General features: G+C 61.1%; 16 protein-coding genes and 1 pseudogene. 11 read left to right on the forward strand and 6 right to left on the reverse strand.

Annotated elements, in window-relative coordinates:
- Nucleotides 1–47: 47 nt before the first annotated feature.
- Nucleotides 48–1139, forward strand: a complete 1092-nt coding sequence (locus ACYVHT_RS14930) for a peptidoglycan DD-metalloendopeptidase family protein (protein ID WP_460553324.1) — start codon at nt 48–50, stop codon at nt 1137–1139.
- Nucleotides 1140–1157: 18 nt separating this feature from the next.
- Here the strand turns inward: ACYVHT_RS14930 and ACYVHT_RS14935 are convergent, their stop codons facing one another.
- Nucleotides 1158–1514: a winged helix-turn-helix transcriptional regulator gene (locus ACYVHT_RS14935; RefSeq protein WP_460553327.1), complete on the reverse strand. Its 357-nt coding sequence runs from the start codon at nt 1512–1514 to the stop codon at nt 1158–1160.
- 120 nt (nt 1515–1634) lie between these two features.
- On the opposite strand from ACYVHT_RS14935, the gene ACYVHT_RS14940 reads away from it, so the two are divergent.
- Entirely contained in the window at nt 1635–2645 is a 1011-nt protein-coding gene (locus tag ACYVHT_RS14940; protein WP_460553330.1) for a zinc-dependent alcohol dehydrogenase family protein, read from the forward strand.
- A gap of 169 nt (nt 2646–2814) precedes the next feature.
- The gene (gene bshB1, locus ACYVHT_RS14945) at nt 2815–3534 is read left to right on the forward strand and encodes a bacillithiol biosynthesis deacetylase BshB1 (protein ID WP_460553333.1); all 720 of its coding nucleotides are present in this window, start codon (nt 2815–2817) and stop codon (nt 3532–3534) included.
- Between the two features lie 35 nt (nt 3535–3569).
- On the opposite strand, the gene ACYVHT_RS14950 is transcribed toward bshB1, so the two are convergent.
- The 3 genes from ACYVHT_RS14950 to ACYVHT_RS14960 form a co-directional block, all read right to left on the reverse strand.
- Nucleotides 3570–4433, reverse strand: coding sequence for a class I SAM-dependent methyltransferase (locus ACYVHT_RS14950; protein ID WP_460553336.1), 864 nt, complete (start codon nt 4431–4433; stop codon nt 3570–3572).
- 108 nt (nt 4434–4541) lie between these two features.
- Entirely contained in the window at nt 4542–4961 is a 420-nt protein-coding gene (locus ACYVHT_RS14955) for a secondary thiamine-phosphate synthase enzyme YjbQ (RefSeq protein WP_460553339.1), read from the reverse strand.
- Between the two features lie 84 nt (nt 4962–5045).
- Complete coding sequence (locus ACYVHT_RS14960; RefSeq protein ID WP_460553342.1) at nt 5046–5357, reverse strand: antibiotic biosynthesis monooxygenase; 312 nt, start codon at nt 5355–5357, stop codon at nt 5046–5048.
- 211 nt (nt 5358–5568) lie between these two features.
- Between ACYVHT_RS14960 and parS the strand changes: the two genes are divergently transcribed.
- The 3 genes from parS (at nt 5569) to ACYVHT_RS14975 (ending at nt 7049) form a co-directional block, all read left to right on the forward strand.
- On the forward strand, nt 5569–6012 hold the full coding sequence (parS, locus tag ACYVHT_RS14965; protein ID WP_460553345.1) for a type II RES/Xre toxin-antitoxin system antitoxin: 444 nt from the start codon (nt 5569–5571) through the stop codon (nt 6010–6012).
- 81 nt (nt 6013–6093) lie between these two features.
- The gene (locus ACYVHT_RS14970; protein ID WP_460553348.1) at nt 6094–6552 is read left to right on the forward strand and encodes an RES family NAD+ phosphorylase; all 459 of its coding nucleotides are present in this window, start codon (nt 6094–6096) and stop codon (nt 6550–6552) included.
- Nucleotides 6553–6563: 11 nt separating this feature from the next.
- A complete protein-coding gene (locus ACYVHT_RS14975; protein ID WP_460553351.1) occupies nt 6564–7049 on the forward strand; it encodes a hypothetical protein in 486 nt (161 codons plus the stop codon).
- Between the two features lie 71 nt (nt 7050–7120).
- Here the strand turns inward: ACYVHT_RS14975 and accC are convergent, their stop codons facing one another.
- Nucleotides 7121–8632: an acetyl-CoA carboxylase biotin carboxylase subunit gene (accC, locus tag ACYVHT_RS14980; protein WP_460553354.1), complete on the reverse strand. Its 1512-nt coding sequence runs from the start codon at nt 8630–8632 to the stop codon at nt 7121–7123.
- 266 nt (nt 8633–8898) lie between these two features.
- On the opposite strand from accC, the gene ACYVHT_RS14985 reads away from it, so the two are divergent.
- Nucleotides 8899–10146 carry an aminotransferase class I/II-fold pyridoxal phosphate-dependent enzyme gene (locus tag ACYVHT_RS14985; protein WP_460553357.1) on the forward strand — a complete coding sequence of 416 codons (1248 nt, stop codon included), beginning with the start codon at nt 8899–8901 and terminating at the stop codon, nt 10144–10146.
- Between the two features lie 253 nt (nt 10147–10399).
- Nucleotides 10400–10570: pseudogene (locus ACYVHT_RS14990) on the forward strand (histone H1); the annotation flags it as partial.
- Between the two features lie 196 nt (nt 10571–10766).
- Here the strand turns inward: ACYVHT_RS14990 and tyrS are convergent.
- Complete coding sequence (gene tyrS / locus ACYVHT_RS14995) at nt 10767–12077, reverse strand: tyrosine--tRNA ligase (RefSeq protein WP_460553360.1); 1311 nt, start codon at nt 12075–12077, stop codon at nt 10767–10769.
- A 152-nt stretch (nt 12078–12229) separates the two neighbouring features.
- On the opposite strand from tyrS, the gene holA reads away from it, so the two are divergent.
- The 3 genes from holA (at nt 12230) to ACYVHT_RS15010 (ending at nt 17173) form a co-directional block, all read left to right on the forward strand.
- Nucleotides 12230–13288 carry a DNA polymerase III subunit delta gene (holA, locus tag ACYVHT_RS15000; RefSeq protein ID WP_460553363.1) on the forward strand — a complete coding sequence of 353 codons (1059 nt, stop codon included), beginning with the start codon at nt 12230–12232 and terminating at the stop codon, nt 13286–13288.
- A 57-nt stretch (nt 13289–13345) separates the two neighbouring features.
- Nucleotides 13346–13537: a hypothetical protein gene (locus tag ACYVHT_RS15005; protein WP_460553366.1), complete on the forward strand. Its 192-nt coding sequence runs from the start codon at nt 13346–13348 to the stop codon at nt 13535–13537.
- Between the two features lie 423 nt (nt 13538–13960).
- Nucleotides 13961–17173, forward strand: coding sequence for a tetratricopeptide repeat protein (locus ACYVHT_RS15010; protein WP_460553369.1), 3213 nt, complete (start codon nt 13961–13963; stop codon nt 17171–17173).

The following is a 17173-nucleotide window of genomic DNA, read 5'->3' on the forward strand; positions in this document are numbered from 1 at the left end:
AAAACAATCTGCTTTTGAATTTTCCGAAAACAACTTATTGGCGTCCGGTGCTGCTTTTGCTGGCGCTGCTGCTGCTGTTGGTGGGGCTGAATCCGGCCCAGGCCCAACGCCGCAAGAATAAGAACACGACGCCTAAGACGAAATCCGGCAGCACGACCGGTAAGTCGGACTTTTTCCGCATCAAAACGCCCAAGATGCGCTACGTGCGCCCGGACACCACCACGGTTATCGAAACCGAGGAAATACCGGACGACAATTCCGACGCCGCGAAGTCTATTTATTTCAACCCGGCCAAGAAGCTCAGCATCGTGAGCGAAGACACGACGACGCTGGACGAGGGCGGGCAGGAAATCGTGGAGATGTCGGAGGAAGTGCTCATTGATTCGTCGTGGGTGAAGGTGGCGGGGTATTATTCGATTTGGGACACGCACCGCGTAAACCCTTACCGGGTGGATGGCCGCAGCTACCGCGACTCGCTGAAGCTGCACCTCACCGACCCACCCCGGCAGCGCTACGCCAAAATGCCGCTCAATACCACGCCCATTACTTCGGGCTTCGCCTTCCGGGGCTACCGCTGGCACTACGGCATGGACCTGGACCTGGAAACCGGCGACTCGGTAAAAACCGTGTTCGATGGCGTGGTGCGCATTCAGGCCTGGGACGGCGGGGGCTATGGCAACTACATTCTGGTGCGCCATTACAATGGCCTCGAAACCGTGTATGGCCACCTGAGCAAAGCGCTGGTGACCGTGGGCACCTTCGTAAAAGCCGGCCAGCTGATTGGCTACGGCGGCAGCACGGGGCGCAGCACGGGCTCGCACCTGCACTTTGAGGTGCGCTACCAGGGCAACCCCATCAACCCGGTGCTGATGTATGATTTCCCCGGCTACAAGCTGCGGAAGGACAACTTCACCATTACCTCGGCCTTGTTCAACTATTACAGCCGGGCGCTGGGGCACCGCAGCAGTGGGCACAGCGGGTCGCCCTCGCGGGCCCGGCAAACGGTGACGCACCGGGTGCGCTCGGGCGATACGCTTTCGGAGGTGGCCGAGAAATACGGCGTGCGCGTGAGTACGCTGCGTAAGCTGAACCCGGGGGTGAAAACCCTGCAGCCCGGCAAAAAGCTGCGGATTAAATAGCAACGAACTCAATGATGGTCAGAGCAGCAGCTTGCCTCCACTGGGGGCAAACTGCTGCTCTTTTAGTTGGCGGCCCCAGGCACCGATGGCTTTGAGCACGGGCAGCAGCGTGAGGCCGGTTTCAGTGAGGGTATATTCGACGCGGGAGGGCACTTCGGCGAAGACCTGCCGGTGCAGCAGGCCGTCGCGCTCCAGCTCGCGCAGCTGCTGGGTAAGCATCGTTTTGCTGATGGCCGGAATGCGGCGCTGCAACTCGCCGAAGCGCTGGGCACCGAGGTAGATGTGGTATACCACCAGCGGTTTCCACTTACCCCCAATCACTTCCAGCGCCGGCAGGATAGGACAGTAGTCTAAATCGAATAGGGGCGGGTTCATTTTTTGGAGTTGATAGTCAGCATCGGTACGGAATCCGGACCTAAGACCGCAAAGCCAAACTACTTGTTTGGGCTGGGGAGTGCCGGTTGCTTTGCAGGACACTTACCAATCAGTTGACCCATGAAAAAATACGAATTGTTGCCCTCCGCCGGCTCCGAAAGCCCCACGGGCTGGCAACTGACCGAAGCCGACGTTCCGCAGCCTGGCCCCGGCCAGGTGCTGGTGCGCGTGCGGGCCGTGTCGCTGAACTACCGTGACCTAGGCGTTGCCCAAAGCCCCAACCGCCTGAAACCCGTGATACCCTGCTCCGACGGCGCGGGCGAAGTAGCCGCCGTGGGCGCGGGCGTGACGCGGGTGCAGGCCGGCGACCGCGTAGCCGGCATCTTCTTTCAAACCTGGCTCGCCGGCCCGCTGGTGGCCGAAGTGCACGCCCAGGCGCTGGGGGGCTCGGCCGACGGCATGCTGGCCGAGTACGTGGTGCTGAGCGAGCAGGGCCTCGTGAAACTGCCCGATTACCTGACCTATGAGGAAGCCGCCTGCCTGCCCTGCGCGGGCGTGACGGCTTGGAACAGCCTGTTTGAGCAGGGCCACCTCCAGCCCGGCCAGACGGTGCTGCTGCAAGGCACGGGCGGCGTTTCCATCCTGAGTATGCAGCTGGCCAAGGCGGCGGGCGCCCGCGTCATCATCACCTCGTCGTCGGATGAGAAGCTGGCCCGCGCCCGCGAGCTGGGGGCCGACGAAACCATCAACTACCGCACCACGCCCGACTGGGAGCAGGAAGTGCAGCGCCTCACCAACGGCCTCGGGGCCGACCATGTGGTGGAAGTGGGAGGGGCCGGCACGCTCGAAAAATCGTTGGGGGCCACCCGGGCCAGCGGCCATATTGCCTTTGTGGGGGTGCTCACGGGCGTGGCGGCTCCCATCGCCACCCACCTGCTGCTCACCAAAAGCCTGCGCCTGACAGGCATCTACGTGGGCAGCCGCGACATGTTTGAGCGCTACCTCCAGGCCCTGACGCAAACCCGGCTGCGTCCGGTTATCGACCGCGTATTTGCCTTTGAGGAAGCGCCCGCTGCCCTGCAGCATCTCAAGAGCGGAGCGCATTTCGGCAAAATCGTGGTGCGACTGTAAGGCGGTCTGGTGGCCGCCGCCGGCCGCTTCTCCGTGTTTTACCCGTTCCTTTGCGAACCCGTTCGGGGCTTGCTGCTTCTGCTTGGGCCGGGGTGGCAAGCCCCGAATTGTGGCCGCCATGCTGCGGCCTCCTCTTTTAACTAACCCATGCTGCGTTGCGCAGACTTGTATGAAGCTTGATGTTTTAGCGCTAGGCGCCCACCCCGACGACGTAGAAATGTCCTGCACGGGCACCCTGCTGGCCAGCATGGCCGTGGGCAAAAAAGTTGGCATTGTTGACTTTACGCGGGGCGAGTTGGGCACGCGCGGCACCCCCGAAATCCGGGCGGCCGAAGCGGCTGCTTCGAATAAAATCCTTGGCATCGATATTCGCGAAAACCTGGGCATGGCCGATGGCTTCTTCCGCAACGACCGGGAGCACCAGCTGCTGCTCATTGCCGCCATCCGCCGCTACCAGCCCGAAGTGGTGCTGGCCAACGCCATCGACGACCGGCACCCCGACCACGGCCGGGCCGCTCAGCTGGCCATCGATGCCTGCTTCCTGGCCGGGCTGCGCATGATTGAAACCCTCGATGAACACGGCCGGCCCCAGGAAGCCTGGCGCCCGAAAAACGTGTACCACTACATCCAGGACCGGCAGCTGCCGCCCGCTTTCGTGGTCGACATCACGCCGCACTGGGACAAGAAGTGGGCCGCCATCCAGGCTTTCAAAACCCAGTTTTTCAACCCCGACCTTGACGCGCCGCAAACCTACCTGTCCAGCCAGGCCTTTGGCCGGTTTATGGAGGCGCGGGCGCGGGAGTTCGGCCACATCATTGGGGTGGAGTTTGGCGAAGGCTTCACGGTGGCGCGGCCGGTGGGCGTGCGCGAGGTGGGGGAGTTGCTGTAGTGAAAATCGGGCAATGGCCCGGTGGTACTAGCGAATTATACCACCCGTAGCATCCACGTGGCCTGTAATTTGGGGGGCGGTTCCTTGCGGTTGCGCGCTTCTTCCGGCACTGCCTGCCGCAGTTGGGGCAGCACCGTCAGGCGCTGATAATCCGGCACTGCTTCGGCGACTACTTCCAAGCCCTGCCCGGCAAAAAAGGCCCGGGCCGCTTCGTAACTATCAAACTTGTTTTCTTCGATGTGGTGCTGCTCGAAGAAGCGGCGCTCGCCGGCGCTTTGGGGTAGCTGCGCCCGCACTTCGGCCGGCCGTTTTACGTAGACATCGGCCGTTATCCAGCAGCCGCCCCGCTCACGCAACACGGAATGAATGGTCTGGCACAGACGCTTTTTCTCTTCAAGGTTTAAGTACATCAGCAGGCCTTCGTTGACAATGCTGAGTGCGCCGGCGCCAAACTGTTGCACTACGCTGCGGAAGGCCGGTTCGTCCACGGCGTTCAGGGGGAGCAGCTCGAAGCCTGGGCTTGGGGGCAACTGCAGCCGCGTCATTATATCCCGTTTGGTCGCTACTACTTCCGGCAGGTCGGTGTCGATGTAGTGAATGGCGGAGTTGTTGACGCAAAGTGCCAGGCCGCGAAAAGAATAGCCGGAAGAAAGCTCCAGGACATTCTTATTGCCGGCCTGCTGCAACAGCTGGTCGATGCTCCAGTAGCGCAGCTCAAAGTGCGCAACCCGCATCCAGAACCAGAAGTCTGTGGTCCCAAAATCCAGGTCGAACACTTCCGGCCCCTGCATAAGCGCCGCCGTCTCCCGGGCATACGGGATGTTGGTGTAGCCTTTCAGCAGCAGCAGCGACTTGGCCGAGAGGCTGATGGTGCTGTAGTCCTTGGGTTGCTCATTCATAAGCTATGCCTCGTTTGAAGATGCGAACGGAAGTTATGAACAGATATTCCATCCAGCGCGGCCGCAGCAGGCGCTGCGCTAATGCCGTCCTTAGCCAGACCTCGTCGCTCACTCGCCCATCAGCGTAATCACCAGCGTGCGCCGGCCGCCGTGGTCGCGGTGCTCGCCCAGGTAGATGCCTTGCCAGATGCCCAGTGCCAGCCGGCCGTTCGTGACCGGAATGCTCACGCTGCTGCCCAACAGCGCGGCTTTCAGATGGGCGGGCATATCGTCGGGACCTTCGGAGTTGTGGCGGAAGTAGGGGGCGTTTTCGGGGGCGGCGCGGTTGAAAAACTGCTCGAAATCGTGGCGCACCGTGGGGTCGGCGTTTTCGTTGATGCACAGGCTGGCCGAGGTGTGCTGAATGAACACGTGGAGCAGACCGGCCCGTACCTGCGCCAGCTCGGGTAGCTCCTGCCGCACGTACTCGGTGATGAGGTGGAAGCCCCGGCGCATGGCCGGTAGCCGCAGCTGTTTCTGAAAAACCATAGGGAAGGATGGAGGCAATACAAGAAACATCTGGACCCTGGCCCTCCAGCAGGCGGACCTGGCCAGAAAAAGATGGCCTAGTCGCTAAAAGTCGAAGGTTTCACAGTGCAGCACGGTGGGCTCAAATTCGAGCAGGTATTGGGCATCTTCTGAATAGTAGCGGGCTTGCTCGTACTGCTCACCCGCAAAGCCCTTAATGCTCTCATAGCTGTCCCAGCGGCTAATGGTCCAGAAGTGGCACCGGTCGTTTTCCAGCCGCCGCAGTATCTGCACCCCCAGATTGCCCGTGGTGTTCTGGTAGTCTGCCATGCCAGACGTTTTCAGGTATTGCAGATAGGTTTCGGCATACTTGCTCAGAGTAACCCCGTGCCAGATGCGGGTAATAATAGTGGGCATGGGCGAAAACAAAAACAGTTGAAGGAGAGGAATGTCAAAAAAACAGGAGCAGCGAATGCCGGGAGGCAAATATGCTAACGCGAACCCCTCGTGGCAGGTTGGGCCACCCGTTGCTGGCGGCGTATCCACTGATACTGGAAACGAAAAGGAAATATTTCCCGTTACTACGGAAATATTTCCCATCTTTGGGCAAGAGCAAACTCCTGAACCCATGGCCGCCATTGCCACTCCACCCGCCGCCGTTTACTCGCCCGCCTTGCTGGGCCTGCAAGCCACCGTGTCCGATTCCTTCGCCCTCGTGATGCAAGCGCGCACCGGCGTTCCCGCCAAAACCGCTTTCGACGTGGCTACGCTGCTGCAGCTACAAGCCAACGAACTGGCCGACCTGCTGCACACCACTACCAAAACCCTGCGTGCCTACCGGGAGGGTAAGAAGCGCCTCGGCCCCGCTGCCAGCGAGCAAATCCTCAAGCTGCTGGCCCTGGCCAGCCAGGGTGAGGAAGTATTCGGCTCGCTCACCGCCTTTCGCCGCTGGCTCGACAAGCCCGCCTACGGCCTCGACAACCAGCCCCCGCTCGCCCTGCTCGAAACCAGCGGCGGCATCGACCTGGTCGCCGATGAAGTTGACCGCATCGCCCACGGCGACCTGGCTTAAGAGCATCCACCAGTTCGTCGTGCTTCGACAAGCTCAGCACGAAGGCTTTATTTCCATCCTTCGTTCAAACCCGCCCCGTAAGTGGAAATCTACCGCATCTGCCTGGCCAAGTACGCCGGCGAGCTCGTCGCCTCCGGCAACCCCGGGCGCTGGAACCTGCGCGGCCAGTTGGTCATCTACGCCGCCGGCAGCCGCGCCCTGGCCTGTCTCGAAAACGTGGTGCACCGCAGCGGCGAAGGCCTCAACAGCCTCTTCAAAGTCATTCGCATTGAAGTGCCCGATACCCTTTCTATCGAAGAGCTGACGCTGGCCCAACTGCCGCCCGAGTGGCAGCTGCCGCGCCACTACGCCCGCTGCCAGCCCCTGGGCGCTGCCTGGTATCAGCGCCAGACGGCGGCCGTGTTGCGGGTGCCGTCGTCCATCATCGCCCACGAGCACAACTACGTGCTCAACACTCGCCACCCGGATTTTGCGCAGGTTAAGATTGTGGGCTGGGAGGATTTTGCGTTTGACCCGCGCATTAAGCAGGATGATGTTTAAGCTGGTATGATATGACTTACACAAATCACTGGCTTCAGTTTCGCGAGGCAGAAGACAGATTCTTCACCTGCAGATATGACTTCATGCAGAATGAAGAGGAAATTGTAAAAGACCTGAAAATGGCTCTGACAAAAGTTGGTGACAATGAAACTGCGTTAAGGTTTTTGCGAGACATGAAGCCAAGCATTGAAATTATACTGCCATTGGTTTCAGGAATAATGGATAATGCCATTGACAGCAGCAACCTGAATGCAATAGGGCTAGCCAGAGATGTACTGAATAATTATAAACATGAGCCCTTGGCAAAAAGCAGTATCCAGATTTCAGCAGCAAGCTACCTTGCTGCAAATGATGAATGGAATTACCTGAGGATTGCAGAGCTATATAAATTGCTGGATTACAAAGAAGAGTTGGTAAACTTCATTGCGATTTGCCAAGTAAATAGTAATCTGGAGATTCAGGAAATAGGCGATGATTTTTATCGTGCGCAGGATTAAAAAAATCGCTCAATACTAAGCCGGATGCTAGTATTGAGCGAGTACTTTTTTATAAATCGATTTGTCTAGGCCTACCGCACCCCCAACCGATTCCGCCGCCAGCCTGAAACCTCCGCGCCCGTTGTTTCGCCAGTTGCGGCAGCCGTTTTGGGTTTCTTCTCGCTGAGGAGCATGGCGCCTAGCGCGGCGCCTACTTTGGCCGTGGCCTCGTCTGGCGCGGTGGGAGCGAGGTCGGCGGGGGAGAAGTGGTTTTTGATGAAGTTGGTATCAAAATCGCCGCTCACAAAGGCGGGGTGCGTCAGCACGTAGCGGCCGAAGCCCAGCGTGGTTTCGATGCCCGTGATTTGATACTCCTCGATGGCGCGCAGCATGCGGGCAATGGCCTCGGCGCGGTCGGCCCCGAAGGTGACAAGCTTGGCAATCATCGGGTCGTAGTAAATCGGAATGTCCATGCCCTGCTCGAAGCCGTCATCAACGCGCACGCCGGGGCCCTGGGGGCGCACGTAGGTAGTGAGGGTGCCGATGTCGGGGAGGAAGTTATTTTGCGGGTCTTCGGCGTACACGCGCAGCTCTAGGGCGTGGCCGGTGATGGTAAGGTCGGCCTGCGAGAAGGCGAGGGGCTCGCCCTGGGCCACTTTGATTTGCTCCTTCACCAGGTCGAGGCCCGTGATTTGCTCCGTCACGGGGTGCTCCACCTGCAGGCGGGTGTTCATCTCCAGGAAGTAGAAGTTGTGCTGGTCGTCGAGCAGAAACTCCACGGTGCCGGCCCCGGTGTAGTCGCAGGCGCGGGCCACGTCCACGGCGCACTGGCCCATGCGGGCGCGCAGCTCCGGCGTGAGCACCGAGGAGGGCGCTTCCTCAATCACCTTCTGGTGGCGGCGCTGGATGCTGCACTCGCGCTCGAACAGGTGCACGATGTGGCCGTGCTCGTCGCCCAGCACCTGAATCTCGATGTGGCGCGGTCCGGTCACGAACTTCTCAATAAACACCGCCCCGTCGCCAAACGCCGACACAGCCTCGTTGATGGCCAGCTGCATCTGCTCCTCAAACTCGTCGGCATTATTCACAATCCGCATGCCCTTGCCGCCACCGCCGGCCGAAGCTTTAATCAGAATCGGAAAACCCACTTCCTGCGCAATCTGCTTGGCCGCTGCTACGTCGGAAATAGCTTCCGCCGTGCCCGGCACCAGCGGGATATTGTAGGCCTGCACGGCCTGCTTGGCCGAGAGCTTGTCGCCCATAATTTCCATGGCCTCGGGCGAGGGGCCCACGAAAATCAGCCCCGCCTCGCGCACCATGCGCGCAAAGCCGGCATTCTCCGAGAGGAAGCCATAGCCGGGGTGAATGGCATCGACCCCCAGCTCTTTGCAGACTGCCAGAATCTTGTCGCCGCGCAGGTAGCTGTCTTTCGAGGCGGGCGGGCCTACGCACACGGCTTCGTCGGCGTAGCGCACGTGCAGGGCGTTGCGGTCGGCCTCGGAGTAGATGGCCACGGTGGCAATGCCCATTTCCTTGGCCGAGCGCAGCACGCGCAGGGCAATTTCGCCCCGGTTGGCGACGAGCAGCTTGGTGATTTTTTTCATGGGGGTGGGATTTTCAGCACATCATGCCGCAACTACGCTCAGCACGACGGTCATTGTTAGTTCAGCTATTAGAAAGCGCCCACAAAGAAACTGCGAAACGGCAGCCCGGCCGCAAACCCTCGGGCCATTATCCGGTTGTTAAGCCCAAATTATGTACAACCGCAACGTGGGGGTTACCTTTGTGATTAGGCAGGTGTTGGCTACCCGCAAAGTAGCCGTTTGCGCCTGTTTACCACCCTTTTTATCACCTCATTCCCGTTTTTTCAGTGGATATATTCGACCGCATTTCGGCCAACCGGGGCCCGCTGGGCTCGCACTCGCACTACGCGCACGGCTATTTCACGTTTCCCAAGCTCGAAGGCGAAGCCGGACCGCACATGAGTTTTCGCGGTCGGAAAATGCTGAACTGGAGTCTGAATAACTACCTCGGCCTAGCCAACCACCCCGAAGTGCGCAAGGTGGACGCCGACGCGGCCGCCGAATACGGCATGGCCCTGCCGATGGGGGCCCGCATGATGAGCGGCAACTCCAACCTGCACGAGCAGCTGGAAAACGAGCTGTCGGAATTCGTGCAGAAGCCGGCGACCTGCCTGCTCAACTTCGGCTACCAGGGCGTGGTGTCCATCATCGACTCGCTGGCCAGCCGCCACGACGTGATTGTGTACGACGCCGAGTCGCACGCCTGCATCATCGACGGGGTGCGCCTGCACGCCGGCAAGCGCTTCGTGTACCGCCACAACGACATGGCCAGCCTCGAGAAGCAGCTCACGGCGGCCAAGCGCATCACCGACGAAACCGGCGGCGGCATCCTCGTCATTACGGAGGGGGTGTTTGGCATGTCGGGCAACCAGGGCGACCTGCGCGGCGTGGTGGCGCTGAAGGAAAAGTTCGACTTCCGCCTGTTCGTCGACGATGCTCATGGTTTTGGCACGATGGGGCCCACCGGGGCCGGAACGGGCGAAGAACAGGGCATTCAGGACGGCATCGACCTATATTTTTCGACCTTTGCTAAAAGCATGGCCAGCATCGGGGCCTTCGTTTCGGGGCCGGAAAGCGTGATTGAATATTTGCGTTACAACATGCGCAGCCAGATTTTCGCCAAATCGTTGCCAATGCCATTAGTGGTGGGCGCTATCAAGCGGCTGGAGCTGCTGCGCACGAAGCCGGAGCTGCGCGAAAATCTGTGGACCATTGTGCGGGCGGTGCAGAGCGGCCTGCGCGAAAAAGGCTTCAACATCGGCACCACTACCTCGCCCGTAACGCCGGTGCTGCTGGAGGGCGAAATCCCCGATGCAACCCAGATTACGCTGGATTTGCGTGAGAATCACGCTATTTTCTGCTCTATTGTTGTGTATCCGGTGGTGCCCAAGGGCGTCATTATGCTCCGCATCATTCCCACGGCAGTGCACACGCTGGAAGACGTACAAGAAACGATTGCGGCGTTTGAGGTGGTGGCCGACAAGCTCAAAAACGGCCTTTACAGCCGGACGACGGCCGTTCCGCAAGCCGTGTAAAACGGCGCTTCGGTGCCGGAGCGCGGGTTGCCTTCGCCGGTGGCCCGCGCTTTTGTTTTTGAACTATTCTAATAGGAAGGCCCTTGGCGCACTTTGCGCAAAGGGCCTTTTTTTTGGTGAAATCTGCCTCTGAAAGCCGGGGAGGGGGTTTTTAAAAAAAAGTGAAAAACTTGCTTGCATTTGAAATCCCTGTATATTAGGGCCGGCTTAACACCCCCACAAACTCATTTTTCACCCCCAACCCCAATTCCCAATGAACAATTTCAGCAAACTGAAAGACCTCGTGATGTCGCTCGAAGACGATTTCTCGAAATTCTACGACAAGAACAACGCCGCTGCTGGTACCCGTGTGCGCAAAGGCATGCAGGAGCTGAAAACGATGGCGCAGGCATTCCGCACCGAGGTGCAGAACACCAAAAACGCTGGTGCTGCCAGCGCCGCCCCGGCTGCCAAGAAAGCTGCTCCGGCTGCTGCCAAGAAAGCTCCGGCTGCCAAAGCGGCTCCGGCTACCAAGAAGCCCGCTGCCAAGAAGTAATTTCAGCCCACCGTTTTTGTGGACGAATAAAAAGGCCCCGCCAACTGGCGGGGCCTTTTTTGTGCACGGCCGTCAGGCTTGTGCTTTACACCAGCTCCACCAAGAAGTAGTTCTTCTTGCCTTTCTGCACCACCAGGTACTTGCCGGCCAGGTGCTGCAGGGCGGCAATGGGCGCATCGGGCGAGGCTACTTTTTCGCGGTTGATGCTTACGCCGCCGGACTGAATCATTTTGCGGGCTTCCCCCTTCGACGGGAATATTTTGTGCAGGGTGAAGTCGCTGAGGAAGGTGGCGGCGTTGAGCTCCGGCAGCTCGGCGCGGAGCACGCGCAGGTGCGGCACCCCGGCAAAAACGTCGAGCAGCGTCGCCTCATCCAGCGAAGCCAGGTCGCCGCCGCCGAAGAGAACCTGCGAGGCCGCAATGGCCGCTTCGGTGGCTTGGGCCGAGTGTACGCGGGTGGTCACGTCAGCGGCCAGGGCCTTCTGCAGGATGCGCAGGTGCGGGGCGGCGTTGTGCTCGGCTTCGATGGCTTCAATTTCCTCCTTGCTCAGCAGCGTGAACACGCGGATGAGGCGCGGGGCGTCGGCATCGGCCGAGTTCAGGAAGAACTGGTAGAACTGGTAGGGCGAGGTCAGGTTGGGGTCGAGCCAGACGGTGCCGGTTTCGGATTTGCCGTACTTGGTGCCGTCGGCCTTGGTGATGAGCTGGCCGGTGAGGGCGTAGGCCTTGGCCTCGGTACCTTCGGCATTGGCGAGGCGACGGATGAGCTCGGTGCCGGTGGTGATGTTGCCCCACTGGTCGCTGGCGCCCATTTGCAGGGTGCAGCCCAGGGTTTTGTTGAGGTGCACGAAGTCGTAGCCCTGCAGCAGCTGGTAGCTGAACTCGGTGTAGCTGATGCCGTCGGTGCCGCTGTCCTCGTTGCCGCTGATGCGGCGCTTCACCGAGTCCTTGGCCATCATGTAGTTCACGGTGAGGTGCTTGCCTACCTCACGCAGGAAGCCCAGGAAGCCGATTTCCTTGAACCAGTCGTAGTTGTTGACCACCAGCGCGCCGGTGGGGCCTTCGCTGAAGTCCAGAAACTTCTCCAGCTGGGCCTGAATGCCGGCCTGGTTGTGGCGCAGGGTAGCTTCGTCGAGCAGGTTGCGCTCGGCCGATTTGCCGCTGGGGTCGCCAATCATGCCGGTGGCGCCGCCCACCAGGGCCACGGGGCGGTGGCCGGCGCGTTGCAGGTGCACCAGCAGCATGATGGTGGCCAGGTTGCCGATGTGCAGCGAGGCCGCCGTGGGGTCGAAGCCGATGTAGCCGGTGATGGGCGCGTTGGCGGCGAGGTGTTCGGCGGTGCCGGGCATGGCGTCGTGAAACATGCCGCGCCAGGTCAGTTCTTCAATTAGATTCAATGGGTGAATGGCTGAATGAGTGAATGGGCGAATGAGAATGGGGTCGCCCGCAAAACGTGGCCCCAAAGGTACTAGGCGGCTTTACCTTTGCCAGCCCGAAAGAATGGCGCACCGAAACCATTCACCCATCCACCCATTCAGCCATTCACCCATTGATACTCGAAGCCGACGCGATACTTAAGCAGCTGCAGCAGCGCCAGTTTCAGCCCGTGTATTTTTTGCAGGGCGAGGAGCCGTACTACATCGATGTGGTGGCCGATTTGATTGAAAACACGGCTCTGGCCGAACACGAGCGCAGCTTCAACCAGGTGGTGGTGTACGGCAAGGACGTGGACGTGACGGCCATCCTGGGCCAGGCCAAGCGGTTTCCGATGATGGCCGAGCGCTCGGTTGTCATCGTAAAAGAAGCCCAGGCCGTGGCCGATTTGGAGCAGGAGCGGAGCTGGCCTTTCCTGGAGGCCTACCTCAAAAACCCGCTGCCCAGCACCGTGCTGGTGTTTTGCTACAAGCACAAGACGCTGGACTCGCGCAAGAAGCTGGGCAAGCTGCTCGCTGGCAAAGACTCGCCGGCCGTGCTCATGACCAGCAAAAAGCTCTACGACAACCAGGTGCCGCAGTGGCTCACGGCCAACGTGCGCGGACGGGGCCAGCAGATTACGGGGCAGGCCACGGCCATGCTGGCCGAATACATCGGGGCCGATTTGGGCCGGCTGGCGAATGAGGTCGACAAGCTGGTGCTGAACCTCAAGCCCGGCCAGCCCATTGATGAGGAGCTGGTGCAGCGGCTGGTGGGCATCAGCAAGGACTACAACATTTTCGAGCTGCAAAAGGCGCTGGTGCAGCGCGACGTGCTCAAAGCCAACCGCATTCTGGCCTACTTCGCCGCCAATCCCAAGGCCAATCCCCTTATTCCGAACCTGACGCTGCTGTTCAACTTTTTCAGCAAGCTGCTGGTGCTGCACCAGGCCGGCCCCAACCCGCCCGATGGCGTGTTTAAGAGCCTGGGCATCGTGAACAGCTTCGCTCAGAAGGAGTACCAGCAGGCCCTGCGCGTGTTCCCGCCCGAGCGGGTGGTGGGCCTCATCCACAACATCCGGCGGGCCGATGCGCAGAGCAAGGGCATCGAAAGCGGGTCGATGGACGAGGCCGAGATTCTGCGCGAGCTGGTCTGGCTGATTCTGCACAACGTGCCGGCCGGGGTGCTGGAGTAACGCTCCCGGCGCGGCTGCCGTAGAAGTCAGACATTCACCCTAAAGCTGATTTCACTCATGAGCAATACCCTTGGTGGCTTGATTTCCGGCCTGTTTGGCGGCCGTAAGAACGAAGACGGTACCCGCGCGGGCGGTTCTACGTCGGGTAGTCTGGTAAAAGGCGCTTTGCTGGCGGCCGGCGCAGCTTATTTGTATAAGCGCTATAAAAATGGCAGCCTCAACGTGCCCGGCATCACACCCAAGCAATAGGCAGGCGACTTCCTGTTTCGAAGAGGGAGCCCCGTTGGCAGACGCCAGCGGGGCTTTCCTTTTTTGCAGTCATCCATCTGGCGATGGATGGCTCCTCCCAGCAAATGGGCCGGGAAATGGTGCCCCACACCGATGAGGAACCCGTACGTGACCGTGCCCCCGATAAGGTGGCAGTGAGCCACATGGCGGCCGTGCGGGCCAGGGTAGCCTGGAACCCTCCGAACCGTCGTGAATGGCCGGGATTCGGTCATTACTATTTGCGTGCCCTACACCATTCGTGCGAGCGCTGCGAAGCCGGCTTATGGCGGCTTTCGCGGGCAATGAACCCGTGATTTCCGCGTTGCCTGGGCAACCTACGGGCATTTATCGCTACTTTTGGCGAGTTCCCGGGCCCGGTGCGGCCCCTCCACGACAGGTATTTACATGAAGCTATTTCCCCGGCTGGCGCTGGCCGCCACGCTGAGCGCCGCCGCCCCCATGGCAGCCCAGGCCCAGCAAACCCAGGTTTTTGCCTCCGATGAGCGGCACTTTCAGGAAGGGTTGGAATTGTTTGACCGCGCGCAGTACGGCGCGGCGCAGGAAGCGTTTCGGCAGTACCTGGCCATCGAGCCGGTGCACAGCAGCCAGGGCGGCCCCGCCGCCGGCGACCGCACCGCCGATGCCGAGTACTACTACGCCGTGAGCGGCCTCTACCTCTCGCACCCCGATGCCGAAGGCCTGATTCTGGATTTCGCCGCCAAACACCCGGCCCACCCGCAGGCCGCGGCCGCCTACTTCGAGCTGGGCAAGTTCTACTTCGACCAGAAGGACTATGAAGGCGCCATTCGCTATTTCACCAAAGTAGCGCCCGACAACCTAAGCAACGACCAGCGCGCCGAAGCCGATTTCAAGCTGGGCTACAGCTATTTCGAGCAGAAGGACTACGAAAAGTCCCGCCTGCTCTTCGACCGCAACAAGCAGGTGCAGAGCCAGTACAAGTACGCCAGTTCGTACTACGCCGGCTACCTCGGCTACCGCGCCGGCGACTACGCCGCCGCCCGCGCTGACCTCGGCGTGGCCGAGCAGAACGATGCCTACAAGCCGGTGGTGCCCGCCATCATCACCCAGATATATTACAAGGAAGGCAACTACGACGGGCTGATTGGCTACGCCACCAAGGCGCTGCAAAACACCCCACCGCCCCAGAATTCCGATGAAATTCAGCTGCTGGTGGGCGACGCCTACTACCAGAAGCAGCAGTACAAAGAAGCGGCTGAATACTTTGATAAGTACGCCGCCGTGCACAAGAACAAGATTGAGCCGGCGCTGCAATACAAGATTGGCTTTGCCAATTACAAGATGGGCGACTTCCCGGGCGCCATCGCCAGCCTGCGCAACGTGGCCGTGCGCCGCGACTCGCTGGGCCAGAACGCCGCCTACCACCTCGGCCTGAGCTACATTCAGGCCAACCAGAAGCCCCAGGCCGTGACGGCCTTCGAGGCCGCCCGCCAAAGCACCTTCGACAAGGCCATTGCCGAAAACGCCACGCTCAAGCTGGGCCAGGTGCAGTACGAGCTGGGCAACCTGCCCGAGGTGATTAACGTGCTGAAGGATTTCCGGAAGAAATTCCCGCGCTCGAAAAACCAGCCCGTGGTGGATGAGCTGCTGGGCAACAGCTTCCTGGCCTCCACCGACTACAATCAGGCCATTACCTACCTCGAAGGCATCGACGACCGCAGCGCCAGGCTGGACGCCACCTACCAGCGCGTGGCCTACTCGCAGGCCGCCACGCTGTATAACAACGGTAACTACTCGGAGGCGCTGCCGCTGCTGGACAAGTCGCTGAAGTACCCGTCGGACGATGCCTTGCGGGCCGCCGCCCAGGTGTTGCGCGGCGAGATTTACAGCGTGGGCCAGCAATACCCCGATGCCATCAATGCCTACGTGGCGGCGGCCCGCTCGGCCCGGCAGGGCGGCGTGAGCCCCGAGGAAAAGGACTTCGAGCAGAAGGCCCGCTACGGCCTGGGCTACGCCTACTACAACACCAAGCAGTACGACCGCGCCCGGCCGCAGTTCACGGCCTTCCTGAACGACGAAGCGGCCAAGCCCTCGGACCCCAACTACTACGACGCCACCCTGCGCCTGGCCGACACCTATTATGTGGCCAAAAGCTACAACCAGGCCCTGCCGCTCTACGACAAAGTCATCACGGCCAACGCGGCCGACAAGGACTACGCCTACTACCAGAAAGGCCGCACCCTGGGCCTGATGGGCCGCCGCGAGGAAGCCAACAGCACCCTGGCCGCCCTGCTCAAAACCAGCCCCAACTCGCGCTACGCCGAGGAGGCCGTGTTTCAGCAGGCGCAGCTCTCGTTTGAGGCCGGCGAGTACCAGCCGGCCGTGGCGGGCTTTACCAAGCTGATTGACAACCGGCCCAACAGCCCGCTCATCCCGCAGGCCTTGCAGAAGCGCGGCGTGGCCTACGCCAACCTGGAGCAGCAGGACAAGGCCGTGGCCGACTTCCAGAAAGTGCTGACCGACTACCCGCGCAGCGACGCCGCTTCGCAGGCCATCTACAGCTTGCAGGAGAGCCTTTCGGCCCTGGGCCGGACGGAGGAGTTTGATGCCGCGCTGTCGGCGTTCAAGATTCAGAACCCCGACAGCAAGGCCACGGAAAGCGTCGAGTTCGAAGCGGCCAAGTCGCTGTATCTGGCTGAGAAATACCAGCCGGCCATTCTGCGGCTGGAGTCTTACTTGAAGCAATACCCGGAGTCGGCACTGGGGCCGGATGCCCGGTTCTTCCTGGCCGACTCGTACCTGAAAACCGGCGACCGGCAGCAGGGCCTGACCCGCCTGCGCGCCGTGCTCACCGAAGGCAAAACCGAGTTCCTGAACCGCGCCGTGGGCCGCCTCGCCGACCTCGAATTCGAGAACCGGAACTACGCCGAAGCCGCCAAGCTCTACGAGCGCCTGCGCGGGGCCAGCACCAACAAGCGCGAAGTGGCCAATGCCACTCTGGGCCAGTTGCGCAGCCTTTACGAATCCGGCGACTTTGCCGGCGCCCGGCGCGTGGCCGAAGAGCTGCGCGCCATGGCCGGAGCCACCGCCAACGCCACCAACGCCGCGCTGCTCTACCTGGGCAAAACCAGCCTGCGCACCGAGAGCTACGAGCAGGCCGCCACCGAGCTGGCCGCCGCCGTAGCCGCCGCGCCCAACGACGTGAACGGGGCGGAAGCGCAGTATTACCTGGCCGAAACCCTGTTCAAGCAGAAAAAGAATCAGGAAGCCATTGCGGCGGCCCTGAAGGTGAATTCGGACTTCAGCAGCTACCAGCTGTGGCAGGGCCGGGCCTTTCTGCTGGTGGCCGAGATTTACGCGGCCGAGGGCGACAACTTCCAGGCGCGGGGCACGCTGAACTCGCTTATCGACAATAACTTCCCGGTGTCCGAAGTGCTGGAGGCGGCCAGGCAGCGCGTGAAAACGCTCGGGGCCGACCAGCCCGAGGAAACGGAGCCCGCGCCCACCAAAGCCGCGCCCACCAAGGCGCCGGCCAAAACCCCGGCCACCGCGCCTGCCAAAGCCCCGGCAACTACGCCGGCCAAAGCGCCCACCAAAACCACGCCCGCCCCGACTCCCAAGCCGGCACCCAAGCGCTAG

The sequence above is a fragment of the Hymenobacter daeguensis genome, from assembly GCF_054780555.1.